The sequence below is a fragment of the Vibrio sp. 10N.222.51.C5 genome, from assembly GCF_041474575.1.
In the GTDB taxonomy this organism is placed as follows: domain Bacteria; phylum Pseudomonadota; class Gammaproteobacteria; order Enterobacterales; family Vibrionaceae; genus Vibrio; species Vibrio crassostreae_C.
In genome coordinates, this window is the sequence record NZ_JBFRUJ010000002.1 from 5017 (window position 1) to 31697 (window position 26681).

Below are 26681 nucleotides of genomic sequence, written 5' to 3' on the forward strand. Positions count from 1 at the left end.
GTCGGCACACTAAATTCTTTATGCTTTTGTCCGTGTTGTTACTCCCTGTTAAAGAGTGTTGACACCAACAAATCAAATTGTGGTGCCCGGAGGCGGAATCGAACCACCGACACGAGGATTTTCAATCCTCTGCTCTACCGACTGAGCTATCCGGGCAACGGAGCGCTATTAAACGGATTTTCTGCATAACCGTCAACTCCTTTTTTGAAAATAATTAAAAAAACCGTTCGTTCGTTGTTTTTTTATTCAAAAGTGAGGGTTATGTTTTACCTTGGTTAAATTCTTTTTTGAATTGCGTTACTTTTTCGAGGTATCGGCGCGACTCTTTATTTGGATGCTTCTTGGTAAGCGCCCAGTAGGCTTGGCTCGGTTGCAGCGAGTTTAAGTCTTGCATTGCTCGCTTTCTGTCCTTACTGAAGGTATTGAGTACGCCACCAGTACCGCCGTTATAGGCTGAAATCATACTGTATTCAAGCGTTAATGGGTTTTTTACGTCTTTCAAATAACGATTTTTAAGGATGTAAAAGTATGCGGTGCCAGCATCAATGTTGTTTTCTGGATTGAATAAGTACTCAGGGCTTGGTTCACCAGGTTTCTTTTTGACGTGTTCAAATACATCTCGACCAGCGGTTTTAGGTACCACCTGCATAAGACCATAAGCATTAGCCCAGCTTACGGCGTACGGGTTGAAGCTACTCTCTGTCTTGATGATAGCGTAGATTAAATCTTCAGGGATGTCATAACGCTGAGACGCTCGTCGAACGATGTCGGCATATTGATAACTACGCTGGCTAGCGTGGTCGGCCACCATTGGGATTTCAACGTAGTAGGCTTTTTTAAAGTCGACTTCTTTGGTTTTTAGGTTATTCGCGATCAGGTAATCCGCAAACTGGTTCGCTCGCCAAGTCCATTGAATGGGCTTTTTTTCTTGGTCTACGACCTGATTATAGAGGAAAGGTTTGCCTTCTAGCTTGATGCTTTTAGAAGAGAATAGATCGACATGCGCCGGATCATCTGGCGTCAAAAGGGTCGTCATGATCGCATTTTTGAGGTGTTTTTTCGGTTCGGTAGAGGAAACCGTTTCCACCGTTATCAGGCCTTGGCTAAAATTCACTTCTGAACGACTTAAGTAATTATCTATGTATTTCACATAGTTACTCTTACCTGCTATCTTGATTTCACTGCTACCCCAACGTTTTTGAATGTTGCCTGAAAAGCTATCTATTAATGAATCTAGCGCCCCGGTATCTTTTTCAAATTGTCCGGGTAGCTCAGCTAAATTCTTCACAAACCGGTTGGTTGGCTCGTAATTGACATCATAAATGCTTTCGACAAATTCACGGCTGCAGCCAGTTAATAACATGGCTGTTAGGAAGTAACTTAGCTTTTTCATAGTTCCTCATACAAAAATGACATCGCAGCGTTAACCATGATGTCATTAAAAATTGCTTAAATAAATGTCTTATTCGCTTGGTGGAGTATAGCCATCAATTACGACATCTTTACCTTCAAAAAGGAAGTTAACCATCTCAGTTTCAAGAAGTTTACGATGCTCAGGATCCATCATGTTTAGCTTCTTTTCATTGATAAGCATAGTTTGCTTGCTTTGCCATTGTCCCCAAGCTTCTTTAGACACGTTGTCAAAGATACGCTTACCTAAGTCACCTGGGTAAAGTTGAAAATCTAGGCCTTCAGCATCTTTTTGAAGGCGAGCACAAAATACAGTGCGGCTCATAGTGGTTCCTCTTATCGCGTTCGTTGATTCAAACGTCGTCGTTCAGTTCAAAGGGTAGGCTCTCAATAAGCTGCTTTACAGGAGCGGCTAGGCCAATTTCTTCCGGTTTTGATAAGTTATACCAGAGACCTTTAGCCCCTTCCATTATCAAATCTGGTTGTTTATCTAATTTCACTAATACTGGCGTGATATCTAAGTGGTAGTGGCTGAAAGTGTGTCTAAACGCAATCATGGTCTTGATCGAATTGGTTTGAGTGTCTTTGATCGAACGAAGATCTAGTTGATGTTCGATCTCTGCGTTTTCATTTTGAGGGAAACAAAACAATCCGCCCCAGATACCAGATTGAGGGCGCTGTTCGAGCCACACTTGGTTGTCGTGATACAGAATCACAAACCATGTGTCTTTTACTGGCTTTTCTTTCTTAGGCTTTTTGCCAGGGAAGTCGAGCTGTCTATCGAGCTTCTTGGCCTCACACATGCTTTCAATCGGGCACAAGGTGCACTTAGGCTTGCTACGGGTACAAACCATGGCACCCATGTCCATCATTGCTTGGTTGTACTTATCGACATCTTTGTTCGGAGTATGTGCTTCGGCGTGTTCCCAAAGCTGGTTTTCGACTTTCTTTTGCCCCGGCCAACCTTCAACGGCAAAACTTCTCGCAAGCGTTCGTTTTACATTGCCATCAAGAATCGCATGAGGAAGTTTATGAACCGATGATAAGACGGCTGCTGCTGTTGAGCGACCAATCCCCGGTAGCGCGTTCATCTCTTCGATAGACAGCGGAAATTCACCACCATATTGCTCAGCAACGATCTTGGCTGCTTTATGTAGATTGCGAGCTCGTGCGTAATAACCAAGCCCTGTCCATAAGTGGAGTACCTCATCTTGTTCGGCGTTCGCTAGGTCGATAACCGTTGGAAAGCGTTCTAAGAAGCGTTGGTAGTATGGAATCACCGTAGCAACCTGAGTCTGCTGAAGCATGATTTCAGATAGCCAAACGGTGTAGGCGGTTTTGTTTTGTTGCCAAGGCAATTCTTTACGCCCGTAGGCGTCATACCACTTTAATATGGCGGTTGCGAAAGGAGTCACGACATGCTCTATGCTTTGCTATTATTAGAAGCGAAATTGCACCACACTTAACGTTGGATGTAAAACAGACAAATTGTGTGGGAATTTATCCACGGAAAGACTTGCACCGGAGGCAATTCTTTGGATAATCCCCGCTTTGATTAATCAATGTGCAGGCAAAAATCAATGAGTGAAGTGACCACTAACGAATATACTGAAGACGGCAAACTGGTTCGTAAGATCCGTAGCTTTGTTCGCCGCGAAGGCCGCTTAACAAAAGGCCAAGAGAACGCGATGAATGAATGTTGGCCAACAATGGGTATCGACTACAACCCAGAGCTTCTTAACTGGAAAGAAGTATTTGGCAACGATAACCCGGTTGTACTAGAGATTGGCTTCGGTATGGGTGCATCACTGGTTGAAATGGCAAAGAACGCACCTGAGAAAAACTTCTTAGGTATTGAAGTTCATAGCCCGGGTGTTGGTGCGTGTTTAGGTACAGCTCGCGATGCTGGCGTAACTAACCTGCGTGTAATGTGTCACGATGCTGTAGAAGTATTTGAACACATGATCCCAGATAGCAGCCTGCATACTCTGCAACTGTTCTTCCCTGACCCATGGCACAAAGCTCGTCACCATAAACGTCGTATCGTTAAGGCTGAGTTTGCAGAGATGGTTCGCGGCAAGCTTCAACTTGATACTGGTGTTTTCCACATGGCAACAGACTGGGAAAACTACGCAGAACATATGATTGAAGTGATGAACGTAGCTCCAGGCTTCGAAAACATCGCTGAAGATGGTGATTACATCCCTCGTCCGGATGAGCGCCCGCTAACTAAGTTTGAAGCGCGTGGCCACCGTTTAGGTCATGGTGTTTGGGACATTAAGTTCAAGCGTACTAAGTAACTTCGAATCAAATTAAGTGAAGGGTAATCCGACTTAGGGTTTAACCCCTACACTTTATGGGATTGATTAAAGCCAACATTATTGTAATGTTGGCTTTTTTGTCCTTAGGCTTTTATTTCAGTAAAGGCTTAACGACAGAAAGTAATACCAATCACAGTAAGTAAGTGATCAGAAATAGCGTAGGAAAAAGGCTTGAGAACAAGGCAGCATTTTTCGATAAGTAGTTACTCTACAATCAAAAATTCTAACGCAGTTATCGAGCATTTTAACAAGCTAGAGTGAGCAGTTATTTACTACGATTGGTATATGTTACACCCCTACAAAAATAACAATATAGAAGTAAGCGCACATGAAACCAACTCAAGCTATTTTGGCCGAGATCTTAGACGAAGTTCGTCCTTTAATTGGACAGGGAAAGGTCGCTGATTATATCCCTGCACTGGCTCGCGTATCGAACCAGAAACTGGCGATCGCGGTATACACCAATGAAGGTGAGGTGATTAAAGCAGGCGATGCTGAAGAAGCATTTTCTGTGCAATCTATTTCTAAAGCCTTGAGCCTGACGCTAGCTATGGTGCTATATAAGCCTGAAGAGATTTGGCAAAGAGTAGGCAAAGAGCCTTCTGGTCAAGCCTTTAACTCGATGATTCAGCTTGAGATGGAGTATGGTATTCCCCGCAACCCGTTCATCAATGCGGGGGCAATTGTCGTTGCAGACCTACTACAAAGCCGCTTGTCTGCGCCTAGGCACCGCTTGTTAGAGTTTGTGCGTCAGTTATCGGGTGATACTCATATTGTGTATGACAAGGTGGTAGCGGCTTCAGAAATGATGCACAGCGATCGTAATGCTGCCATTGCTTATTTGATGCGTTCATTTGGTAATTTTGAGAATGATGTTATCCCAGTTCTGAATAACTACTTCCACGCTTGTGCGCTTAAAATGACGTGTGTGGATTTGGCAAAAACCTTTAGCTATTTAGCAAACAAAGGCGTGTCGGTTCAAACCAAGAAAGAGATCATCACGCCAGTTCAAACCAAGCAGTTGAATGCTTTGCTTGCGACGTGTGGCTTGTACGATGGGGCTGGTGAGTTTGCCTACCGTGTTGGTATGCCAGGAAAATCGGGCGTTGGTGGCGGTATTATTGCTATCGTTCCTGGCGAAATGACGATTGCGGTGTGGTCTCCAGAGCTTGATCCTTCTGGCAACTCGCTCGCAGGTACTAAGGCTCTAGAGTTGCTTTCAGAGCGAATTGGTCGTTCTATTTTCTAAGAGAAAGATTCGAGCACGGACGTTGTCCTATAGAACGCTTCGCTCCGAGAGAGGGCTATAAAACAAAAAGGGTTGACCCTAAAGCCAACCCTTACGCAATGCTTCTCGAATCTCGAATCTCGAACTACTCGTCTTCTTCTGCCATAAAGGCTTCTAACAGATCATTGAGAAACAGCTTTCCTTTTTCAGTGATCTGCCAGTGAGTGTCGGTTTCCTTCAAGTAGCCTAGCTCTTTTGCCCATTCAATCGTTTTTTGAATCGAGTCAAAACCAAGCCCTGTCGTATCAATGAAATCCTGCTTTGGACATGCTTCCATTAACCTAAAGCGGTTCATGAAAAATTCAAAAGGGCGGTCTTCATTCGGCACTTCAAATTCATCTGATAGATAAGGTTTTACCATGTTTTGGTACGCAGCCAAATAGCCTCTAGGGTGCTTAACCTTAGTGGTACGAACAATGCGTCCATCTGTAAAGCTCAGCTTGCCATGAGAGCCACAGCCAATACCTAGATAGTCACCAAAGCGCCAGTAGTTGAGGTTATGTTGGCACTGAGATCCCGGCTTGCTGTAGCCTGAAATTTCGTACTGCACATACCCTGCGTCTGCGAGCTTCTTATGGCCTAGGTCGAAGATATCCCAAAGGTCATCATCATCAGGCAGCGTTGGTGTTTTGTAATAGAACATGGTGTTAGGTTCTATTGTTAGCTGATACCAAGATAAGTGCGGAGGGTCGAGTTCTATCGCTTTATCCAAATCAGCCAACGCTTGTTCAATACTCTGATCGGGTAAGCCGTGCATTAAGTCTAAGTTGAAACTATTCAATCCAATCTTATGCGCTAAATGAGCGGCATTTACCGCTTCATCTTGACCATGAATACGCCCAAGTCTTTCCAGTTTCTCTTGCTCAAAACTTTGCACACCCACCGAGATTCGAGTAATGCCTGCCTTTTGGTAACCTGCAAAACGCTCAGCTTCGATAGTTCCCGGGTTGGCTTCCATGGTGATTTCTATTTCAGGTTTGAACGGGATGCGCTGTTCAATGCCTTGTAACAATCGGCCAATTCCTTCAGGAGAAAACAGGCTTGGGGTACCGCCACCAATAAAGATCGAATGCAGTGGGCGAGGCATACCATTGAGCTGATATTTTTCGATATCAGTATCGAGATCCTCAAGCAGTGCATCGATGTACTCTTTTTCAGGGATCTCGGCTTTCAGAGCGTGAGAGTTAAAATCACAATACGGACACTTTTGTACACACCATGGGATGTGTACATAGAGGCTAAGTGCGGGTGGTATTAGCGCTGCATTGTGCATTACAGAGCTTGCTCCTTGAGAGTCTTGAATAGTGACGCAAGCGCTTTACCACGGTGTGATAGTTGCTTCTTACGCGAAGATTCAAGCTCTGCTGAGGCGCAGTTATCTTCTGGTACAAAGAACACAGGATCGTAGCCAAAGCCATTCTCACCGTGTTCTTCAGTAAGAATACGACCTTCCCATTTACCGTGACACACTAGAGGTGTTGGATCATTCTCGTGACGCATTAGCACCAACACACAGTGGAAACGCGCAGTACGCTTTTCAGTTTCGACACCTTGCATCGCATCTAATAGTTTTTTGATGTTCTGCTTATCGGTTGCCCCTTCACCTGAGTAACGCGCTGAATAGATACCTGGCGCACCATTTAAGTAATCAACCTCTAAACCTGAGTCGTCAGCAATGGCTGGCAGCCCTGTTTCTTTCGCTGCGTGGCGAGCTTTGATGATGGCATTTTCAATGAAAGTCGTTCCTGTTTCAGCGACTTCTGAAACGTTAAATTCACTTTGCGCGACAACGTCAAAACCAAACTCAGACAGAATATCTGCCATCTCGCGAACTTTACCTTGGTTGCCTGTTGCTAAAACAATCTTACTCATGGGAATGTAGCTCTAAATAAGTTAATAAATGAAAAGTAAGGTTTGAGCTTACTCTTCTATATAGAATTTCTGTGTGAAACGCAGTGGACCAGTGCCTTTTAGGCCTGCGTTCACATCGATGTCGAAGGTGATGTTTTCTTCGTGAGTTACGGGGAACTCAGCAAGGTAATAAATCGCATCGCCTTCTTTGATTTCTCGAAACTTCAAAGTACGGGTGTTTCCAACGAGGTTCTTCGCTGTTCCCGTAATTTTAGCCGTTGTCGCAGGCTTGCCTAGAGAAGCCTTGTCTAACACGCTGATGTTGAGGATTGCTGAGTATCCATTTCGCTTAAGTTTGTATTGCTTAGCGACTTGCGAAGTTAAGAACGTGGAATTAAAAGCCGAGTAATGAACCTCGACATCCTTAATGTTCTTAAATTGCCCTGCTGAGCTTGGTAAGGCAACAAGAGCGGTGAGTAGTGCTGTTATCCATAAACGCATAATGACTCCAATAAATAGCAAAAAGCCATCATAGGATGGCTTTGACTTCAGTTGGGATTTGGCTTGGCGAGCATATTCGAACTTGCTTGTGCCTACCGAGATCTCCCTTTTCTATCTTAATTTGCCCTTTTGCGACCTTAAACTGTTTCGCAAGGTATTTCGCTAAGTGGGCGTTGGCTTTGCCATCTACTGGTGGAGCAGTTATGGCAATTTTGAGTTCCTCACCATGCAAGCCAACAATCTTGTCTCGGCTTGCTTTGGGTTGGATATAGAGCCTAAGAAGAATATCGTTTTCCTCGGCCCAAACCGCTTTTGGCATCGTCAAAGTACCTGATGTTCGTACTTGAATTATAGCTGATACCAAATAGGGCCAATCATGTCGCCCATTAGGAAGTTCGCAAATTGCAGAACAATGAACAGAACCAGTACGCTTAGGTCGAAACCACCCATGTCCGGAAGGATACGGCGGATAGGCACTAGCATTGGTTCAGTCAGTTGATGGAATACGTACTCGATTGGGCTACGGCCTTGGCTTACCCAGCTTAGGATTGCACGGATAAGTAGAACCCAGAAGATCAAACCACCAGCCGCTTTGAGCAGAGACAGTGCACCAAAGATAAGGAAGCTAATATCGAAAACGGCAGCGCCGCCAGAGATAATCAGGTTTAGAGCAACGAACTTAAGTACACACAGCACATAAGCGAAAACAACGGTCGCTAGATCAAGGCTGCCGATTGATGGAATAACTCGGCGTAGTGGGGCAACAACCGGTTGTGTCGCTTTTACGATGAATTGTGAGAATGGGTTGTAGAAATCTGCACGTGATGCTTGTAGCCAGATACGCAAGATCACAACCATGATGTAAAGATCAAAAACGGTCGAGATCAGAAAGCTCATCGAGTTCATATTGTTTCCTTTTTCGGATTTACTTGTCGCTTAGATATAACCAGAGCGGCAAAATGCTTGTTTACCTTGATTGGTACTAAAACAGTTTTTCCATCTCTTCAGCTCGAGCAACCGCCGCTTGCATGGCTTTTGCTACGATGTCTGATAGTTGATGTTCGTTAAACGTGCGTAGTGCTTCTGCGGTCGTGCCGCCTTTGGATGTCACTTGTTCACGCAGTGTTGATAATTCAGTATCTTGGTTTGCTACCACCATCTCTGCCGCGCCTAATGCAGACTGCTGCACTAGCTTACGAGCGGTTTCTTGGTCAAAACCTTGCTTGATTGCTTCAGCTTGCATCGCTTCCATAAACAGGAAGAAGTAAGCCGGAGCGCTACCCGCCGCCGCAATGATGTTGTTGATTCCAGACTCTTGTTCAACCCAACTTACTTCACCAACAGCTTGCATCAGCTGAGAAGCAAAGTCTTTATCATCTTGGCTGACAGTTGCATCGGCATAAAGACCACTCATCCCTTTACCAAGCAGTGATGGCGTGTTTGGCATCACACGAACAAGGTTCAGTTGGCAGTTTAACATCTCATTAAGTCGATTCGCATTAATACCCGCGGCAATTGAGATAACCAGTTTGTTGCTGAAGTCGATATCTTGTAAGGGTTTACATACATCAGCCATCATTTGTGGCTTCACGGATAACACAACAACGTCTGCTTTTTCAGCTGCTGCAATATTATCGCTGGTGGTATTGATGCCGTATTCTTGTTCTAACGGCAGCCTTCTGGTTTCTGAAGGTGCTGTCGCAGTAATCTTTTGCGCTGGGTAACCACTAGCAACTAAGCCAGCTACAATTGAGCGAACCATGTTTCCCGCCCCAATAAAGGCGATGTTCTTATGTACCATATATAAAATCCTGAGCGTGTCGCTGCGCGGATAAGGCGAAGCGGTATCAATACTTGTACTTGTCGTTACTTACTACGGCTATTTCGCGTAATCACGAGCGCCGAAAATAGCTGTTCCAATACGAACCATTGTGCTGCCAGCCTCAACTGCTGCATCCATATCACCACTCATCCCCATCGAAAGGGTATCAATGTCTGAATACTTCGCGGCTAGCTTGTCTTTAAGCTCTGCCAGTTGAGAAAATGCATTAAGCTGAGATTGATAGTCAGATACGTTTGCAGGAATCGACATCAATCCTCTTAAGGTGAGGTTGGGGAGCGATGAAATCAACTCCGCGAGTGCAAAAACTGTCTCTTCTGAGGTTCCAGATTTGGACTCTTCACCACTGGTGTTTACCTGAATCAACACTTGCAAAGGTGGAAGTTCGCTTGGTCGTTGATCATTAAGCCTTTGTGCGATCTTATCGCGATCGACGGAATGCACCCATTGAAAGCTTTCCGCGATTGGGCGGGTTTTATTGGATTGAATTGGACCAATAAAATGCCACTCTAAATTTAGGTTAGAATGTTGTTCTGAAAAGTGTTTTACTTTATCTACACCTTCTTGAACATAGTTTTCACCAAAGGCAACTTGGCCTCCGAGTGCGGCTTCTAGAATCGCATCAATAGGTTTAGTTTTGCTGACGGCTAAAAGTTGCACGGACTCTGGAGCTCGTCCGCACTTTTGCTCAGCACTACGAATCTGTGAGGTGATTTGTTCGATATTTTGTTGAATACTACTCATAGCTGACTTTACTTAAGGGAAAATAAATGGATATCACTGAGTTACTAGATTTTAGTGTAAAGCATAACGCGTCAGATCTACATCTTTCTGCGGGTGTATCTCCAATGGTACGTATAGATGGTGAAGTAAGGAAGCTTGGAATCCCAGCTTTGAGTCATGCTGATGTGCATCGTTTGGTTTTTGAGATCATGAGCGATTCACAACGCGGCGAGTTTGAAGAAAAACTGGAAGTCGACTTCTCTTTTGAATTACCCAATGTTGGTCGCTTTCGTGTTAATGCGTTTAACCAAGCCCGTGGCTGCTCAGCTGTCTTTCGAACTATCCCTGTCGAAATCCCGACTTTAGATCAGTTAGGTGCACCTGAGATCTTCGAAAGGATTGCTAACTACGAAAAAGGGTTAGTGCTCGTCACTGGTCCAACTGGCTCTGGTAAATCAACGACTCTTGCGGCGATGGTTGATTACGTAAATCGCAACCACAATAAGCATATTCTGACGATTGAAGACCCGATTGAATTCGTTCACACCAATAATAAATGCCTAGTCAACCAGCGTGAAGTTCACCGTGATACTCACAGTTTTAAAGCGGCACTGCGCAGTGCCTTACGTGAAGACCCAGACGTGATTCTGGTTGGTGAACTTCGTGACCAAGAGACGATTAGCTTAGCGTTAACCGCAGCAGAAACGGGTCACTTGGTCTTTGGTACTCTGCACACCAGTTCTGCGGCTAAAACGATCGACCGTATTATCGATGTGTTCCCAGGTAGCGATAAAGATATGGTTCGTTCGATGTTGTCTGAATCACTGCGCTCGGTGATAGCCCAGAAGCTGCTAAAGCGTGTTGGTGGTGGTCGTGTGGCGTGTCATGAAATCATGATGGCAACACCTGCGATCAGAAACTTGATTCGTGAAGATAAGGTTGCGCAGATGTACTCGATCATTCAAACGGGCGCAGCGCACGGCATGCAGACCATGGAACAAAATGCGAAGCAGCTGATGGCGCAGGGCTTGGTTGATTCGGAAGAGGTCGAGAAAAAGATCGAAATTGAAACCTCAATGTTTTAATTAAGGTGTACATAATGGAATTGAATCAAATCCTTGAGGGAATGCTTTCTCAAAAGGCATCGGATCTCTATATCACTGTCGATGCGCCAATCCTGTTTCGTGTGGATGGTGAATTACGCCCTCAAGGAGAGAAGCTGAATGCGGCACAGGTTGCTCAATTACTTGATGCGATGATGGAACAAGACCGACGTGATGAGTATCAGCAAACGCGTGAGGCTAATTTTGCCATCGTGCGTGACTTTGGTCGTTTTCGTGTCAGTGCATTCTTTCAGCGAGAGCTACCTGGAGCGGTCATTCGACGTATCGAGACTAACATCCCAACCTTTGAGCAACTAAAGCTTCCTGATGTACTACAGGACCTATCAATAGCTAAGCGCGGACTTGTGCTGGTGGTTGGTGCGACAGGCTCTGGTAAATCGACCTCAATGGCTGCAATGACAGGCTATCGCAACACCAATCGCTCGGGACATATCTTGACGGTTGAAGACCCTATTGAATTTGTGCACGAACATAAAAAGTGCATCGTGACGCAGCGTGAGGTCGGGCTCGACACCGAGAGTTACGAAGTCGCGCTTAAGAACTCGCTACGCCAAGCACCAGACATGATCTTGATTGGCGAAATCCGTAGCCGTGAGACCATGGAATACGCGATGACCTTTGCTGAAACGGGTCACTTGTGTATGGCAACCTTGCACGCCAATAACGCTAACCAAGCGCTAGAGCGTATTCTTCATTTGGTGCCGAAAGAGCAGAAAGAACAGTTCTTGTTTGACCTATCGATGAACCTGCGTGGTGTCGTCGCTCAGCAACTCATTCGCGACAAGAATGGCAGCGGGCGTCATGGTGTATTCGAGATTCTGCTGAATAGCCCTCGTGTTTCTGACTTGATTCGTCGTGGTGAACTACACGAACTGAAAGCAACCATGGCTAAATCGAAAGAGATAGGTATGCAGACCTTTGACCAAGCTTTGTATGATTTAGTGATAGCAGGCAAGATCAGCGAAGAGGATGCGTTCCACAGTGCCGATTCTGCTAATGACTTGCGCTTAATGCTCAAAACTAGACGTGGTGATGACGACTACGGAACTGGGGCGTTGGCTGGTGTGAAGATAGATATGGGGTGATAAAAAACGCCTGATTTGATTCTAGGTTAAAATCAGGCGTTCATCATATTCATCGTTCGACTGCGTCTGTATTATCAACGCTTCTTGTTCTTAGGCTCGCTGATTACGTCTGCGTCAGTCGAAGTATGATTCATATAACCTGCATTATTGGAGCTTGTCGAACTGCATGCTGATATTGCTAGAGCTACGAAGATTGCTAGAAAAATTTTCATGTGAACTCCCACTTACCTAATAATGAATTGCTTCGACATTACGCCGTAATATCATTATAGGATCACAAAGGAGTTTAATCTTTGAGCTCTTAATTTTCGTTATGAATATTGTGCTTCAAACCAGCTCTCTAAAATGACGACTGCAGACTGGTTATCGACATTACCTTTACTTAGTGCTTTGTAGCCGCCCATTTCAAAAAGGTCTGCCCTTGCTTCTGTCGTAGAAAGTCTTTCATCATGCAGTTCAACATCGACACCAAAGCGCCCTTTTAGGCGATTGGCAAACTTCTTCGCCCTTGGTGTAATCGCGGCTAGATCTTTACCATGAAGATCGGTAGGAAGACCAACCACGATAAGATTCGGCTGCCACTCCTTAATTTGCTTTTCGATATCGTCCCAATTTGGGATGCCATCTTTGGCTTTAAAAGCTTTTAGAGGGCTTGCGGTGCCCGTGATTTCTTGTCCTATCGCACTACCGATACTTTTTGTACCGTAGTCAAATGCCATAATTGTTCGTGACATGGGGTTTCCAAATTTATCTGTGTTTGAGAGTGTCTGTTTATTTTATTTAGCTGATTTGAACTAGGCGTGGCCAGCGTCTGCTGAAAGCTGAGCCGCATTTATTCCTAACATCTGCACGGCGACTTTCCAGCGGTCAGAAATCGGTGTATCGAAGATGACCTTCGGATCGGCTTCAACGGTTAACCATGAGTTCTCGGTCAGTTCGGTTTCCAGTTGTCCCGGTTCCCATCCTGCATACCCAAGTGCGACTAAATAATTCATCGGCTCATCTTCTGTGCCCAACACCATCAAGATATCTTTTGAAGTCGTCACCGAGATTTGATCTGTCATGTTGATGCTGGATTGATAGCTGCCTTTAGGTTTGTGCAAAATAAATCCACGGTCTTCTGCGACCGGCCCACCGTTCAATACTGGCTTATCAAGACTTGCTTGGTTGGATTTCGGCTGCTCAGAATCAACCTTAACTTGTTTAAGCATGCTGCCGACAGTGACATCGATAGGGGCGTTGATCATCAAACCCATCGCGCCTTCGTCATTGTGCTCACAAAGGTAAATCACCGAATTTTGAAAGTATGGGTCTTTCATTCCGGGCATAGCAACCAGAAAGTGGTTCGTTAAATTCATAGAGCCTCCTGCCAGTGTGTTCCCAGTAAAGGAAAAAGAGCGGCGTAAAGCCGCTCATTGTTCTTTGCCTAGATATTTCTGTGTTTTCGAATAGCTAAGGCTTTCTTTAGTTTAGGCTATTTAGCGTTAACGCGACGCTCAATTGCATCCATTAATTTACCTGTAACTGAAATATCAAAAGCGGCTTCAATTTCACGGATACAAGTAGGGCTAGTCACGTTAATTTCAGTCAGCTTGTCACCGATAACATCAAGCCCAACAAAGATTAAGCCTTTCTCTTTCAGTGCAGGAGCAACTGCTCTTGCGATAGCCCAGTCTGTTTCACTTAGAGGACGAGCTTCACCTGTACCGCCAGCAGCAAGGTTACCTCGAGTTTCCCCTTTTGCAGGAATACGCGCTAGACAGTAAGGCATTGGCTCACCGTCAACCACAAGAATACGCTTATCACCATTGCTGATGTCTGGAACAAAAGTTTGTGCCATTGCGTAGTTCTGACCGTGGTTGGTCAAGGTTTCAATAATAACTGATACGTTTGGATCGCCTTCTTTCACACGGAAGATAGACGCGCCGCCCATGCCATCAAGTGGTTTTAGAATCACGTCACCGTGTTCTTCTCGGAACGCTTTAATTTTTTCAGCTTTACGAGTCACGATGGTGGTCGGTGTCAGTTCAGGGAACCATGCCGTGAACAACTTCTCGTTACAGTCACGTAGGCTTTGTGGTTTGTTGGCGATCAGTGCGCCGTTCTCTTCAGCACGCTCAAGAATGTAAGTTGCGTAGATGTACTCAGTATCAAACGGAGGATCTTTACGCATCAGTACCGCATCTAAATCGGATAGCGCGATAGTCTGTTCTGATTTGAATTTGTACCAACCGTTTGGATCTTCTTTTAGTTCAACAACCTTAGTGTCAGCAATGGCTACGCCTTGATCTAAATGTAGATCATCCATTTCCATGTAATGGATTTCGTAACCACGACGCTGAGCTTCAAGCATCATGGCAAAGCTAGAGTCTTTTTTGATGTTAATGGATGAAATTGGATCCATTACGATGCCAAGTTTGATCATTTTTTTCTCCTAGCCTAGATCGCCAAAACGGACTTGTAAGGCAGTAATTGCGGTTAGAGCTGCTGTCTCGGTACGAAGTACACGTGGGCCGAGTAGCGTCTCTTCAAATTTGTATTGTTCTGTCATGCCGATTTCTTCAGCCGACAAGCCACCTTCAGGGCCGATCAATAGGCGTACCTTACTGATAGGTTCTGGAAGGGTATTAATTGAGTATTTTGCACGAGGATGTAAGTTCAGCTTTAATGCTTCACTCGGTTCGCTACACCACTCTTCAAGTTGCATGATAGGGCGAATGACTGGAACCGTATTGCGGCCACACTGTTCACACGCCGCGATAGCAATCTTTTGCCACTGTGCGAGTTTTTTCTCGAAGCGTTTTGTATCAAGCTTAACGCCACAGCGCTCTGAAATTAAAGGGGTAATGGTGTTCACACCAAGCTCAACCGATTTCTGAATCGTGAACTCCATTTTGTCGCCACGTGAAATCACTTGGCCTAAATGTAAGTCTAACGGAGATTCGCTGCTGCGTTCGATGCGTTCAGAAACATTAACGGTGACATTTTTCTTTGATACTTCGGCTATCGTCGCAGGGAATTCAGCGCCACTGCCATCAAATAGAAGGACTTCTTGGCCTTCTTTCATGCGAAGGACACGACCAACATGACCCGCGGCATCTTCGCCTAAAGCGAGTGAACCTAACTGATGAATGCGTTCTGGGTGATGAATACGAGGGATTCTCATGCTGGTAAACCTATAAATATGTTCATTTGGGTATTTTGTCTCTGCCTAACATGGATGCTTTTAGTTGAAAAAACAAGGGTAGAGCAAGAGTTTCAGGGGCAATTCTGAAACTCTTGTTTGAGATAGTTAGGAATGTTGATTGTACGAGCGACGTTATTTACAAGCAGGGTAAACAAATGGGTTGTGATTACCTTGGATGGCATAGATTCGCTCATCACGAGTACATTCCCACTTGTCGACAGGAAATTGCTTGTTCCACGCCATCATTAGGTTGGTTTGTTGCTTAGATAGTTTGAAACCATACTCTTGGCTCATGTAAAGGTAAGTACGCGCGATAGAGCCTTTTGCTCTGTCTGGCGGCATAACTTTACGCTGCTTGAAGTTGACCTGCATTTCACACTGACCATAGCTCACACCATCCATGCCATTCCACTGACTGAAGTTGTAGTTGGAGCGATCACCGTTAACCTCGCCAATGGCCGGAGTTAGGTTGTGAAGGTCGGCTTCCATGGATTTGAATATTTTGTCATTGCGAGTGCAGTTCTTGCGCCCACCATCTTGCCAACACTGACGCTGGTGGCCAAATTGCCAAGCTGGAACCACGTGTTCCCACTCAATTCGACTCGCCCGCTTTTGTTGTTTTCGGACTTGATAGCCACAGCCATCAAGGTCGGGAATGCCTTTCTTTTTGTCCTTCCAAGTAATGTCACAGCCGCAATAAAATGAAGTCGGATGGTCGAGGTAAATCTTCACCGCTTCTCTTTTTGCTTTGGAAAATGAGCTCGGTGGTGCGGCGAGAACGCTTTGGGTTACCAGTAGGCCAAATACTATTGTTAAGTAAAAAGATACAGGTAGGCCAAATGCTTTGAAGGTGAGTTTTTGCATAGAAAAAGACTGATAAAAGTATGATAAACATCAGTCTAGCACTCAAATGTTAGATCTCTCTATTAGATTTGTTCTACCGAGTAAATCAACCTGTCACTAGCTTAGTTGAGTTCCCGTGAAAGCTAAGGTTTTCTGGCACAATTGGCAGCGGTAGGTCGATTGATTCCGAAGTACTTTGTTGTGTCGTCTGATTGATAATGGGTAAGTGGTGCACTCACATCGATATTCAAAGGTTTTCCCTTGAACTGACGCGATTTCAAAGCTGTGAGTTGTTCTGGCTGGCACGTTGAATACTTTTTCCATCACGTATTTCCACTCGTTTCCGTGAGGCCTAACACGTCCGAAAACCTGATGCGTGATCAGGTGTGCGAGTTCATGTGGCACAACCTCGTTGATGAAGGCATCTTCATTTTCAGAAAATAGTACGTGGTTGAGCTTAATTTCGTTGAGCTGAAGGTAGGCCTTTCCCGCCGCTTTGCCTCTTAACTTGAAGGTGATAGTTGGGTGTGGAAATTCACGAGAGAAATGTTGATTTGCGATAGCTAGGCATTCGGCCAATTTCTTATTTGCTCGCTGTTGTTGCGGGGTGTAAGACAAACGTTGTTAACTCCAAATAAAAGGCCTCAGCGTTTAAACCAAGGCCTAATCATAACATTGCTTGTTGATCTAGCGATGCTTTACACGTGATGTTTTTTCTTAATGATCTCGTGATAAGCGTGCCATGTAGCATAGCCAAGTAGCGGCATGGTGACGATCATTCCGATGCCGTAGGTGGCAAAACCCACCAAAATACCGGCACAAATAATACTCGCCCAAACCACCATTGCAGGGATGTTCGATTTCACGGCATTAAAGCTAGTGAAAATCGCACTCATCACATCAACGCGTCTCTCCATCATTAACGGAATTGAAAATGCTGAGATGCTAAATATGAGGCTTGCGATAACAAAACCAATCACAGAACCCGTAATTAAGAAGGGAGCGAACTCAGCCAGTGGTGCGCCTTGCACTGAAGGGTAGAGCGCGTGCAATAACGCAGCGATACGCATCCAGAATATCATCGCAACCATCAATACGATCGCAAAGGCCCATTGGTGGGTGGAGTTGCGAGTGATGGCTTTCATCGAGTGCAGTAGGCTTGCGTTGTGGCCTTTTTCTCTTTCCCAAGCTGCGTCATACAAGCCCAGAGCAAGAAACGGCCCTATTAGCATGTACACGATCAGGCTTGGCATTACGACCAAGTGTGTTCCTTGCCATTGGACAAGCTGAACAATGGCGATTGCCGCTCCCATAAAGCACAAACCGTAGAATGCGCTGATTAATGGCATTCTTACTAAGTCATGCAGAGCAAGCGACAACCAATGAAAGGGTGCGGAAATACTGATTTGGTTACAAGGAATGGTGCGAGCGTAATCCTTATCGCTGACCTTGTGTTTTTTATCGTTCAGTTCGGATGGGTGCGCGGTACGAGGCATAGATCCCCCTAGTTAAATAACGTCCTAGTTATAATTCCATAAGGCTCATCGATGTGGCTTGTGTGAGAGTTATGGTGTTGAGCTAAATTGCTCTTTGTCATCCCAGTTATTGTTCTAGCGTGCATCTAACGAGCGTTATCAGACTGAATTAATTTAAGTTAAATGTGAGCTTGATCGCCTAGGAGTTACCTTAACTATTGTCAGTAGTGCTAGAAAACACAAATTATCAGCGGCTTTTTATACTAAGTGGTTAACGGTAAAGAAGGGCGTTGGAGAAGGGTATTGTGAGTGAAAGTTCGGTAAGTACATAAAAATAAAGCCCTTACTAAGCAGTAAGGGCTTTAAAGAAACAAATCGCAGTGGCTAAATTATTTTAGGCCAGCGAAGTCCGCAAGGATTGCTGCTTTGTCAGTCGCTTCCCAAGGGAACTCTTCACGACCGAAGTGGCCGTATGCAGCAGTCTGCTTGTAGATAGGCTGAAGAAGGTTCAACATCTCTTGAAGACCGTATGGACGTAGGTCGAAGTTTTGACGAACTGCTTCAATGATAATTTCGTGAGCTACTTTTTCAGTACCAAACGTTTCAACCATGATAGATGTTGGATCAGCAACACCGATAGCGTAAGACAGTTGAATCTCACAACGGTCAGCCATGCCAGCAGCAACGATGTTTTTCGCAACGTAACGAGCCGCGTAAGCTGCAGAACGGTCAACTTTTGATGGATCTTTACCAGAGAATGCACCGCCACCGTGACGAGCTGCGCCGCCGTAGGTATCAACGATGATCTTACGACCTGTTAGACCACAGTCACCCATTGGGCCACCGATTACGAAACGGCCTGTTGGGTTGATGAAGAAGTTAGTGTCTTTGTTGATCCACTCAGCAGGAAGTACTGGTTTGATGATCTCTTCCATTACTGCTTCACGTAGATCCGGTGTTGTTACTGAATCGCAGTGTTGAGTCGAAAGAACAACAGCGTCGATACCAACGATTTTACCTTGGTCGTATTGGAAAGTAACTTGAGATTTCGCATCAGGGCGAAGGAAGTCAAGTTTACCGCTCTTACGTACTTCAGCTTGCTTCTTAACAAGAAGGTGAGAGTAAGTAATTGGAGCCGGCATTAGGATTGGTGTTTCGTTAGTCGCGTAACCAAACATGATACCTTGGTCGCCTGCGCCTTGCTCTTTAGGGTCTTCTTTATCAACACCTTGGTTGATGTCTGGAGACTGCTTACCAATTGTGTTTAGAACAGCACAAGAGTCAGCGTCAAAGCCCATATCAGAATGAACGTAACCAATTTCACGTACTGTTTCACGAGTGATTTCTTCGATATCAACCCATGCAGACGTTGTCACTTCACCGCCAACCATAACCATGCCGGTTTTAACGTAAGTCTCACAAGCAACACGTGCTTTTGGATCTTGTTCCAAGATGGCATCAAGAACAGCATCAGAGATTTGGTCTGCAATTTTATCTGGATGACCTTCTGAAACAGATTCAGAAGTGAATAGGTGCTTAGCCATGAGAGCTCCACTTTTAAGTTTTTGGTGTAAATAGTTTATGGCGTCGCAAGCTAGGAAGCGCCGCCATTAAATACAGTATATTTTGTAGGTGTTTCTACATCTAGACGGCTATTCTAAATTCCAGCGGTCGAATTACAAGCTCTTTTTTATGATATGTCATAACTAATCGTTTGCGTATCGATCGAGATAAGCCACTGCTAAGTGATGTAAATGTTCGAAAATTGCGAAAAATGACCGTTAAAATGCCAGTAAAACGTTTGCAGTCGCAATAGTCGTTTGAGAGAATACCCGCGCTAATAAAAATGAAAACTTTAGCAATTATCTCTTTTTTAAATCGCTTATGTATCCAGGAGCAGACATGCCTTCTCGTAAAGATCTAGCCAATGCAATCCGCGCACTTAGCATGGACGGTGTTCAACAAGCAAATTCAGGCCACCCAGGCGCACCTATGGGCATGGCTGACATCGCTGAGGTTCTTTGGCGTGGCCACTTGAACCACAACCCAGCAAACCCAGAATGGGCTGACCGCGACCGTTTTATTCTGTCTAACGGCCATGGTTCAATGTTGATTTATTCTCTGCTTCACCTTGCAGGTTACGAGCTTTCAATTGAAGACCTGAAAAACTTCCGTCAACTGCACTCTAAGACTCCAGGTCACCCAGAGTACGGTTACGCTCCTGGTATCGAGACAACGACGGGTCCTCTAGGTCAAGGCATCACTAACGCTGTTGGTATGGCAATGGCAGAGAAAGCACTGGCTGCACAGTTCAACAAAGAAGGCCACGACATCGTAGACCACTACACTTATGCATTCATGGGTGATGGCTGTCTGATGGAAGGTATCTCTCACGAAGCATGTTCACTAGCTGGTACGCTAGGTCTTGGTAAGCTAGTTGCTTTCTGGGATGACAACGGTATCTCTATCGATGGTGAAGTGGAAGGTTGGTTCTCTGACGATACACCTAAGCGTTTTGAAGCTTACGGCTGGCATGTAATCCCAGCGGTAGATGGTCACGACTCTGACGCTATCAATGCAGCAATTGAAGCGGCTAAAGCGGACCCTCGTCCAACACTTATCTGTACTAAAACTATCATCGGTTTTGGTTCTCCAAACAAGGCAGGTACGCACGACTGTCACGGTGCCCCACTAGGCGCTGATGAAATCACAGCAACTAAAGCGGCACTGGGTTGGGAACACGGTCCTTTCGAAATCCCAGCGGATATTGCAGCTGAGTGGAATGCAAAAGAAGCAGGCGCAGCGAAAGAAGCAGCGTGGAATGCTAAGTTTGACGCATACGCAGCGGCTTACCCTGAGCTAGCAGCAGAATTCAAACGTCGCACTAACGGCGAACTTCCAGCTGAGTGGGAAGAGAAAGCAAACGCAATCATTGCTGATCTTCAAGCTAACCCAGCAAACATCGCTTCACGTAAAGCATCTCAAAACGCATTAGAAGCGTTTGGTCAAATGCTACCAGAATTCATGGGTGGCTCTGCTGACCTTGCGCCTTCTAACCTAACTATGTGGTCTGGTTCTAAGTCTCTTGAAGCAACTGACTTCTCTGGTAACTACATCCACTACGGTGTACGTGAATTCGGTATGACGGCTATCATGAACGGCATCGCTCTGCACGGTGGTTTCGTACCATACGGTGCAACGTTCCTAATGTTCATGGAATACGCGCGTAACGCAATGCGTATGGCTGCTCTGATGAAAGTTCAGAACATCCAAGTTTACACGCACGACTCTATCGGCTTAGGCGAAGATGGTCCTACTCACCAACCGGTTGAACAGATCGCTTCTCTACGTCTAACGCCAAACATGAGCACATGGCGCCCATGTGACCAAGTTGAGTCTGCTGTTGCTTGGAAACTGGCTATTGAGCGTAAAGATGGTCCTTCATCTTTAATCTTCTCTCGTCAAAACCTTGCACAACAAGATCGTAATGCTGAGCAAGTAGCTAACATCGCTAAGGGTGGTTACATCCTGAAAGATTGTGAAGGCAAGCCTGAGCTAATCATCATTGCAACAGGTTCTGAAGTTGAGCTTGCTGTTGAAGCTGCTGCACAGTTAACCGCTGAAGGTAAAGCAGTACGCGTAGTATCTATGCCTGCAACTGACGCGTTCGACAAGCAAGATGCTGAATACCGTGAGTCTGTACTTCCATCTGACGTTACTGCTCGTATCGCAGTAGAAGCTGGCATCGCTGACTTCTGGTACAAGTACGTTGGTTTCGGTGGCAAGATCATCGGTATGACAACGTTCGGCGAATCTGCACCAGCAGGCGAGCTATTCAAGATGTTCGGTTTCACTACTGAAAACGTAGTAAACACCGCGAAAGAGCTTCTTGCTTAATCATTGATTGCTAGCTTAGTGCTAACAATGAAATGAATAAAAAAACCGAGCGCTGAGCTCGGTTTTTTGTCTCTGGGATTTGTTTCTCCTAGACTCATCTCTATAAGCAACAGATCAATCTGTCATGAACAAGCTGAGTTATTCAAGTAATGCCTTTTGGGTAGGATTCAGTTATCATCTGTTGCACGAAATTTTGGTTAGATGTACGGAACTATGCTAAAAGTCGCGATAAATGGATTTGGACGAATAGGGCGTAATGTATTGCGCGCTGTCTATGAAAGTGGCAAAAGCCAACAAATCAAAGTAGTAGCGGTCAATGAGCTTGCTCAGCCTGACGCTATGGCTCACCTATTGCAGTACGACACCAGTCACGGCCGCTTCGGTAAGAAAATCTCTAACGATCAAGAGCACATTTATGTCCATCATGGCATTGGTGCTGAAGACAAGGGTGAGTTTGATACCATTCGTATCTTACATCTTGCTGATATTGAGCTGTTGCCTTGGCGTGACCTTGAGGTGGATATCGTTCTCGATTGTACCGGTGTTTATGGTTGCCGAGATGACGGCCTCGCGCACATTGCTGCAGGGGCGAAAAAGGTACTGTTTTCTCACCCCGGTGCCAATGACCTCGATAACACCATTATCTATGGTGTGAACCACGATACCATCGAAGCGGACCACCAAATCGTTTCCAATGGTTCGTGCACCACCAACTGTATTGTCCCTATCATTAAGGTTCTTGATGACGCCTTTGGTATCGAGTCCGGTACGATTACGACTATTCACTCTTCAATGAATGATCAACAAGTTATCGATGCGTACCACAGCGATTTGCGTCGTACTCGAGCAGCAAGCCAATCGATCATTCCTGTCGATACCAAGTTGCATAAAGGTATTGAAAGAATCTTCCCGAAATTTTCCAACAAATTTGAAGCTATATCTGTGCGTGTGCCGACGGTAAACGTAACAGCGATGGATTTAAGTGTCACAATTAATGCAAATGTGAAAGTTAATGACGTAAATCAAACCATTGTTAATGCATCCCAGTGTACATTACACAATATAGTTGACTATACTGAAGCGCCGCTCGTTTCCATCGACTTTAATCACGATCCCCATAGCGCAATCGTTGATGGTTCACAAACGCGAGTGAGCAACGGCCACTTAGTTAAAATGCTAGTGTGGTGTGATAATGAATGGGGCTTTGCGAACCGAATGCTGGATACGGTTCTTGCAATGCAAGCTTCTGAAGGCAAGAAGTAAGACCTAGAAGCAAATGTGCGGATTATTTATTTTTTAGCTTGAAATAAATACTAAGAGTCCACATATTATTAGTAGTGAAAGAATTACCAGTTGAATAATTTATAGGCTTAGCAGGGTTGCTGAGTTTCCAAAACTTTATATTTATTTAAATTTGAGAGGACAAATCATGTCTGTGATCAAGATGACTGACCTGGAACTTGCAGGTAAACGCGTATTTATCCGTGCTGACCTAAACGTACCAGTAAAAGACGGTAAAGTAACTTCAGATGCACGTATCCTTGCATCTCTACCAACTATCAAACTTTGCCTAGAAGCTGGCGCAAAGGTAATGGTTACTTCTCACCTTGGTCGTCCTACTGAAGGCGAATACAACGAAGAGTTCTCTCTAGCTCCTGTAGTTAACTACCTAAACGACGCACTAGACTGCGAAGTTAAACTAGCTAAAGATTACGTAAACGGCCTAGAGCTAAACGCTGGTGAACTTGTTGTTCTTGAAAACGTTCGTTTCAACAAAGGCGAGAAGAAGAACGAAGAAGCACTTTCTAAGCAATACGCTGCACTATGTGACATCTTTGTAATGGATGCATTCGGTACAGCTCACCGTGCTCAAGCTTCTACACACGGCGTTGGTACTTACGCTCCTGTAGCATGTGCTGGCCCTCTTCTAGCTGCTGAGCTTGAAGCGCTTGGTAAAGCAATGGACAACCCAGCTCGCCCACTAGTGGCTATCGTTGGTGGTTCTAAAGTTTCTACTAAACTAACCGTTCTAGAATCTCTTTCTAAAATTGCTGACCAGCTTGTTGTTGGTGGTGGTATCGCGAACACATTCATCGCTGCTGAAGGCCACAACGTAGGTAAGTCTCTATACGAAGCTGACCTAGTTGAAACGGCTCAAAAGCTAATGAAAGAGTGTGCTATCCCAGTAGCAACTGACGTTGCATGTGCTAAAGCATTCGACGAAAACGCAGAAGCTGAAATCAAGCACGTTTCTGAAGTTCAAGACGACGACATGATCTTCGACCTTGGTCCAGATTCAACTGCGGCACTAGCTGAAATCATCGGCAACGCGAAAACAATCCTTTGGAACGGCCCTGTAGGCGTATTCGAATTCAAGAACTTCGAAGCGGGTACAGCTGGTATCTCTAAAGCAATCGCTGAGTCTGCAGGTTTCTCTGTAGCAGGTGGTGGTGACACGCTAGCAGCTATCGATAAGTTCGGTATCAAAGCTGACGTTTCTTACATCTCTACTGGCGGTGGCGCTTTCCTTGAATTCGTTGAAGGTAAAGTACTTCCTGCAGTAGCAATGCTTGAAGAGCGTGCTAAAGCATAATTGATTTAGAAAGGCGAGATGTGAATCTCGCCTTTTAACGTTTGCTGCATATCACACTTTTTTGCTAGAATGGCATAAGTTGTGAGCAAACGATTGCAAGTTTTTAAACTTAAGTTTTTTAATCTTAAAACGATAGAATAAATAGGACTATTTCCATGTCTAAGATCTTCGATTTTGTAAAACCTGGTGTGATTTCTGGCGATGACGTACAGAAAGTATTTGAAGTAGCAAAAGAAAACAAATTTGCTCTTCCTGCTGTAAACGTTGTTGGTACTGACTCTGTAAACGCAGTACTAGAAGCAGCTGCTAAAGTTAAAGCTCCAGTAGTTGTTCAGTTCTCTAACGGCGGCGCTGCATTCTTCGCAGGTAAAGGCGTTAAACTTGAAGGTCAAGGCGCACAAGTTCTTGGCGCTGTAGCTGGTGCAAAATACGTACACGCTGTAGCTGAAGCTTACGGTGTTCCAGTTATCCTGCACACTGACCACGCTGCTAAGAAACTTCTTCCATGGATCGACGGTCTACTAGACGCTGGTGAAGAGTTCTTCGCACAAACTGGTAAGCCTCTATTCTCTTCTCACATGCTAGACCTTTCTGAAGAGTCTCTAGAAGAGAACATCGAAACATGTGCTAAGTACCTAGAGCGCATGGCTAAAATGAACATGACAATCGAGATCGAACTTGGTTGTACTGGTGGTGAAGAAGACGGCGTTGATAACTCTGATATGGACGCATCTGAGCTTTACACTTCTCCAGAGGACGTAGCATACGCTTACGAGAAACTAATGGCTGTTAGCCCACGTTTCACTATCGCTGCATCTTTCGGTAACGTACACGGTGTTTACCAAGCTGGTAACGTTGTACTTACTCCAACTATCCTACGTGACTCTCAAGCATACTGTGCAGAGAAGTTCGGTATCGCACCTAACGCTCTAAACTTCGTATTCCACGGTGGTTCTGGTTCTTCTGAAGCAGAAATCCAAGAGTCTATCGGCTACGGTGTTATCAAAATGAACATCGATACTGATACACAGTGGGCAACTTGGGACGGTATCCGTCAGTACTCTGCTGACAACTTCGATTTCCTACAAGGTCAAATCGGCAACCCAACTGGCGAAGCTGCTCCAAACAAGAAGTACTACGATCCACGCGTATGGCTACGTGCTGGTCAAGCTTCAATGGTTGCTCGTCTAGAGAAAGCATTTGCTGACCTTAACGCTGTAGACGTACTATAATTCTTTGAATTAAGTACTCTTTAAGTTTTAAAAACCCGCTCATTGAGCGGGTTTTTTTATATCTGATAAAAACTTGTACTAAATATGTGAAAAACCTAGCGTGCGGTGAATAAATTTCGTAGTCTTTTAGTTATCGGTATTTGTGTTTATCGGTAAGTTTTAATAATTCAAAAGCTTACATAAATATGACTTTGCAATCTGTCAAAGATAGGATATCGTGCCGAAAAACTGAACTTGGTTCAGTTTATAAAAAGGACTTGGCTTTAATTTACTTTTAACACAATGACTTAACGGTAATTACACTGTTTATTATATTGCAGAGTAAATGAGGCTTAAGACAGTTTAGCCCATAGCATATTATATAGAGGATGCACATTATGGCTGATAGTTCGACAGCGATTGAGACTCCACTTGTGGATGGTTTGTCTCAAGCAGAGCAGTGGTTAACAAATAATTCAGATTTATTTATCCAATATGGCGTAAATATCATTTCAGCACTGATAATTCTATTTATTGGTAACCTTATTGTTAAAGCAGTAGCGAATAGCGTGTCTAAGGTTCTTCAGAAGAAGAAAATGGACCGAGCAGTTGTGGAGTTCGTCCATGGTTTAGTTCGTTACTTGTTGTTTGTGATTGTTTTAATTGCTGCACTTGGTCGTTTAGGTGTTCAAACGGCATCTGTAGTTGCTGTTATTGGTGCGGCTGGTTTAGCCGTTGGTCTTGCACTACAAGGCTCACTATCTAACTTTGCTGCTGGTGTACTTATCGTTGCATTCCGTCCATTTAAGTCTGGTGACTATGTGGAAATTGGTGGTGTGGCAGGTTCAGTTGATTCTATTCAAATCTTCCAAACGGTTCTAACAACGCCAGACAACAAAATGGTTGTAGTACCTAACGGTAGCGTTATCGGCAGCCCAATCACAAACTATTCTCGTCATGCGACGCGCCGTATTGATCTAATGATTGGTGTTTCTTACAACGCTGATCTTCAGAAGGCAAAAGCGCTACTGACTAAGATCTGTGAATCTGATGAGCGTGTACTGAAAGAGCCTGGTGTTCAAGTTGGTGTTCACACACTAGCGGACTCTTCAGTAAACTTTGTGGTTCGCCCATGGGTTAGTACTGCAGAGTACTGGAATGTTTACTTCGACCTGATGCAAGCAATCAAAGAAGGCTTGGATAAAGAAGGTATCGAAATTCCATTCCCACAAATGGATGTTCACATGAACAAGGTTGAGGGCTAATAAAGCTTCGACAAGTTGAATAAAAAGGCGGATAACTTAGGTTATCCGCCTTTTTTCTTGGAGCTAT

28 protein-coding genes and 1 tRNA gene are annotated in these 26681 nt (G+C 44.8%); 9 read left to right on the plus strand and 20 right to left on the minus strand.

All coding sequences use genetic code 11. The annotated features are described in order from the left end of the window. Window positions 1-80 precede the first annotated feature (80 nt). The 4 genes from AB4558_RS00050 to mutY form a co-directional block, all read right to left on the minus strand. Window positions 81-156, minus strand: a tRNA-Phe gene (locus AB4558_RS00050). Window positions 157-259: 103 nt separating this feature from the next. Further along, window positions 260-1393, minus strand: a complete 1134-nt coding sequence (gene mltC, locus AB4558_RS00055; RefSeq protein ID WP_017063191.1) for a membrane-bound lytic murein transglycosylase MltC — start codon at window positions 1391-1393, stop codon at window positions 260-262. 69 nt (window positions 1394-1462) lie between these two features. Next, window positions 1463-1735, minus strand: a complete 273-nt coding sequence (locus tag AB4558_RS00060; protein WP_010435637.1) for an oxidative damage protection protein — start codon at window positions 1733-1735, stop codon at window positions 1463-1465. A 28-nt stretch (window positions 1736-1763) separates the two neighbouring features. Continuing rightward, window positions 1764-2825, minus strand: coding sequence for an A/G-specific adenine glycosylase (gene mutY, locus AB4558_RS00065; RefSeq protein ID WP_065584120.1), 1062 nt, complete (start codon window positions 2823-2825; stop codon window positions 1764-1766). Window positions 2826-2990: 165 nt separating this feature from the next. Here mutY and trmB point away from each other — a divergent pair, with 165 nt between their 5' ends. Continuing rightward, window positions 2991-3710 carry a tRNA (guanosine(46)-N7)-methyltransferase TrmB gene (trmB, locus tag AB4558_RS00070; RefSeq protein ID WP_017062250.1) on the plus strand — a complete coding sequence of 240 codons (720 nt, stop codon included), beginning with the start codon at window positions 2991-2993 and terminating at the stop codon, window positions 3708-3710. Between the two features lie 349 nt (window positions 3711-4059). Next, window positions 4060-4980, plus strand: a complete 921-nt coding sequence (gene glsB, locus AB4558_RS00075) for a glutaminase B (protein WP_017062249.1) — start codon at window positions 4060-4062, stop codon at window positions 4978-4980. 124 nt (window positions 4981-5104) lie between these two features. Here glsB and hemW read toward each other — a convergent pair whose 3' ends face one another. From hemW to AB4558_RS00110, 7 genes are all read right to left on the minus strand, one after another. Further along, window positions 5105-6292: a radical SAM family heme chaperone HemW gene (hemW, locus tag AB4558_RS00080; protein WP_372074360.1), complete on the minus strand. Its 1188-nt coding sequence runs from the start codon at window positions 6290-6292 to the stop codon at window positions 5105-5107. After that, the gene (locus tag AB4558_RS00085; protein WP_017062247.1) at window positions 6292-6891 is read right to left on the minus strand and encodes an XTP/dITP diphosphatase; all 600 of its coding nucleotides are present in this window, start codon (window positions 6889-6891) and stop codon (window positions 6292-6294) included. The genes hemW and AB4558_RS00085 overlap by 1 nt, the downstream gene beginning before the upstream one ends. A gap of 48 nt (window positions 6892-6939) precedes the next feature. Further along, on the minus strand, window positions 6940-7371 hold the full coding sequence (locus AB4558_RS00090) for a DUF4426 domain-containing protein (RefSeq protein WP_017062246.1): 432 nt from the start codon (window positions 7369-7371) through the stop codon (window positions 6940-6942). Between the two features lie 28 nt (window positions 7372-7399). Beyond that, window positions 7400-7690: a DUF167 family protein YggU gene (yggU, locus tag AB4558_RS00095; protein WP_017062245.1), complete on the minus strand. Its 291-nt coding sequence runs from the start codon at window positions 7688-7690 to the stop codon at window positions 7400-7402. A 29-nt stretch (window positions 7691-7719) separates the two neighbouring features. After that, window positions 7720-8277, minus strand: coding sequence for a YggT family protein (locus AB4558_RS00100; RefSeq protein WP_017067798.1), 558 nt, complete (start codon window positions 8275-8277; stop codon window positions 7720-7722). Window positions 8278-8353: 76 nt separating this feature from the next. Continuing rightward, entirely contained in the window at window positions 8354-9172 is an 819-nt protein-coding gene (proC, locus tag AB4558_RS00105) for a pyrroline-5-carboxylate reductase (RefSeq protein ID WP_017063196.1), read from the minus strand. A gap of 78 nt (window positions 9173-9250) precedes the next feature. Further along, complete coding sequence (locus AB4558_RS00110; protein WP_017062243.1) at window positions 9251-9955, minus strand: YggS family pyridoxal phosphate-dependent enzyme; 705 nt, start codon at window positions 9953-9955, stop codon at window positions 9251-9253. A gap of 26 nt (window positions 9956-9981) precedes the next feature. Between AB4558_RS00110 and AB4558_RS00115 the strand changes: the two genes are divergently transcribed. Beyond that, the gene (locus tag AB4558_RS00115) at window positions 9982-11019 is read left to right on the plus strand and encodes a type IV pilus twitching motility protein PilT (protein WP_017062242.1); all 1038 of its coding nucleotides are present in this window, start codon (window positions 9982-9984) and stop codon (window positions 11017-11019) included. A gap of 14 nt (window positions 11020-11033) precedes the next feature. Next, window positions 11034-12143 carry a PilT/PilU family type 4a pilus ATPase gene (locus AB4558_RS00120; protein WP_017062241.1) on the plus strand — a complete coding sequence of 370 codons (1110 nt, stop codon included), beginning with the start codon at window positions 11034-11036 and terminating at the stop codon, window positions 12141-12143. A 74-nt stretch (window positions 12144-12217) separates the two neighbouring features. Here AB4558_RS00120 and AB4558_RS00125 read toward each other — a convergent pair whose 3' ends face one another. From AB4558_RS00125 to metK, 9 genes are all read right to left on the minus strand, one after another. Next, the gene (locus AB4558_RS00125; protein ID WP_170791814.1) at window positions 12218-12355 is read right to left on the minus strand and encodes a hypothetical protein; all 138 of its coding nucleotides are present in this window, start codon (window positions 12353-12355) and stop codon (window positions 12218-12220) included. Window positions 12356-12454: 99 nt separating this feature from the next. Continuing rightward, a complete protein-coding gene (gene ruvX / locus AB4558_RS00130) occupies window positions 12455-12877 on the minus strand; it encodes a Holliday junction resolvase RuvX (protein ID WP_004735480.1) in 423 nt (140 codons plus the stop codon). 60 nt (window positions 12878-12937) lie between these two features. Continuing rightward, on the minus strand, window positions 12938-13501 hold the full coding sequence (locus AB4558_RS00135) for a YqgE/AlgH family protein (protein ID WP_102394125.1): 564 nt from the start codon (window positions 13499-13501) through the stop codon (window positions 12938-12940). A 116-nt stretch (window positions 13502-13617) separates the two neighbouring features. Continuing rightward, window positions 13618-14568: a glutathione synthase gene (gene gshB, locus AB4558_RS00140; protein ID WP_372157647.1), complete on the minus strand. Its 951-nt coding sequence runs from the start codon at window positions 14566-14568 to the stop codon at window positions 13618-13620. 9 nt (window positions 14569-14577) lie between these two features. Continuing rightward, a complete protein-coding gene (gene rsmE / locus AB4558_RS00145; protein ID WP_017062238.1) occupies window positions 14578-15309 on the minus strand; it encodes a 16S rRNA (uracil(1498)-N(3))-methyltransferase in 732 nt (243 codons plus the stop codon). Between the two features lie 153 nt (window positions 15310-15462). Further along, entirely contained in the window at window positions 15463-16194 is a 732-nt protein-coding gene (locus AB4558_RS00150; RefSeq protein ID WP_017063198.1) for an endonuclease, read from the minus strand. A 96-nt stretch (window positions 16195-16290) separates the two neighbouring features. Beyond that, the gene (locus AB4558_RS00155) at window positions 16291-16791 is read right to left on the minus strand and encodes a SprT family zinc-dependent metalloprotease (RefSeq protein WP_137001316.1); all 501 of its coding nucleotides are present in this window, start codon (window positions 16789-16791) and stop codon (window positions 16291-16293) included. An 80-nt stretch (window positions 16792-16871) separates the two neighbouring features. Next, window positions 16872-17669, minus strand: coding sequence for a DUF2189 domain-containing protein (locus tag AB4558_RS00160; protein WP_017062235.1), 798 nt, complete (start codon window positions 17667-17669; stop codon window positions 16872-16874). A gap of 368 nt (window positions 17670-18037) precedes the next feature. Continuing rightward, window positions 18038-19192, minus strand: a complete 1155-nt coding sequence (gene metK / locus AB4558_RS00165) for a methionine adenosyltransferase (protein ID WP_017062234.1) — start codon at window positions 19190-19192, stop codon at window positions 18038-18040. 358 nt (window positions 19193-19550) lie between these two features. Here metK and tkt point away from each other — a divergent pair, with 358 nt between their 5' ends. The 5 genes from tkt to mscS all read left to right on the plus strand — a co-directional run bounded on the left by tkt (window position 19551) and on the right by mscS (window position 26614). Next, complete coding sequence (gene tkt / locus AB4558_RS00170; protein WP_048605833.1) at window positions 19551-21545, plus strand: transketolase; 1995 nt, start codon at window positions 19551-19553, stop codon at window positions 21543-21545. Window positions 21546-21758: 213 nt separating this feature from the next. Further along, on the plus strand, window positions 21759-22808 hold the full coding sequence (gene epd, locus AB4558_RS00175) for an erythrose-4-phosphate dehydrogenase (RefSeq protein ID WP_032545627.1): 1050 nt from the start codon (window positions 21759-21761) through the stop codon (window positions 22806-22808). 166 nt (window positions 22809-22974) lie between these two features. Beyond that, window positions 22975-24138, plus strand: a complete 1164-nt coding sequence (locus AB4558_RS00180; RefSeq protein ID WP_017059064.1) for a phosphoglycerate kinase — start codon at window positions 22975-22977, stop codon at window positions 24136-24138. A gap of 155 nt (window positions 24139-24293) precedes the next feature. Further along, window positions 24294-25370 carry a class II fructose-bisphosphate aldolase gene (fbaA, locus tag AB4558_RS00185; RefSeq protein ID WP_010435694.1) on the plus strand — a complete coding sequence of 359 codons (1077 nt, stop codon included), beginning with the start codon at window positions 24294-24296 and terminating at the stop codon, window positions 25368-25370. Window positions 25371-25747: 377 nt separating this feature from the next. Then, window positions 25748-26614 (plus strand): small-conductance mechanosensitive channel MscS, encoded by an 867-nt coding sequence (gene mscS, locus AB4558_RS00190; protein ID WP_372074352.1) that lies wholly within the window; start codon window positions 25748-25750, stop codon window positions 26612-26614. Window positions 26615-26681 lie beyond the last annotated feature (67 nt).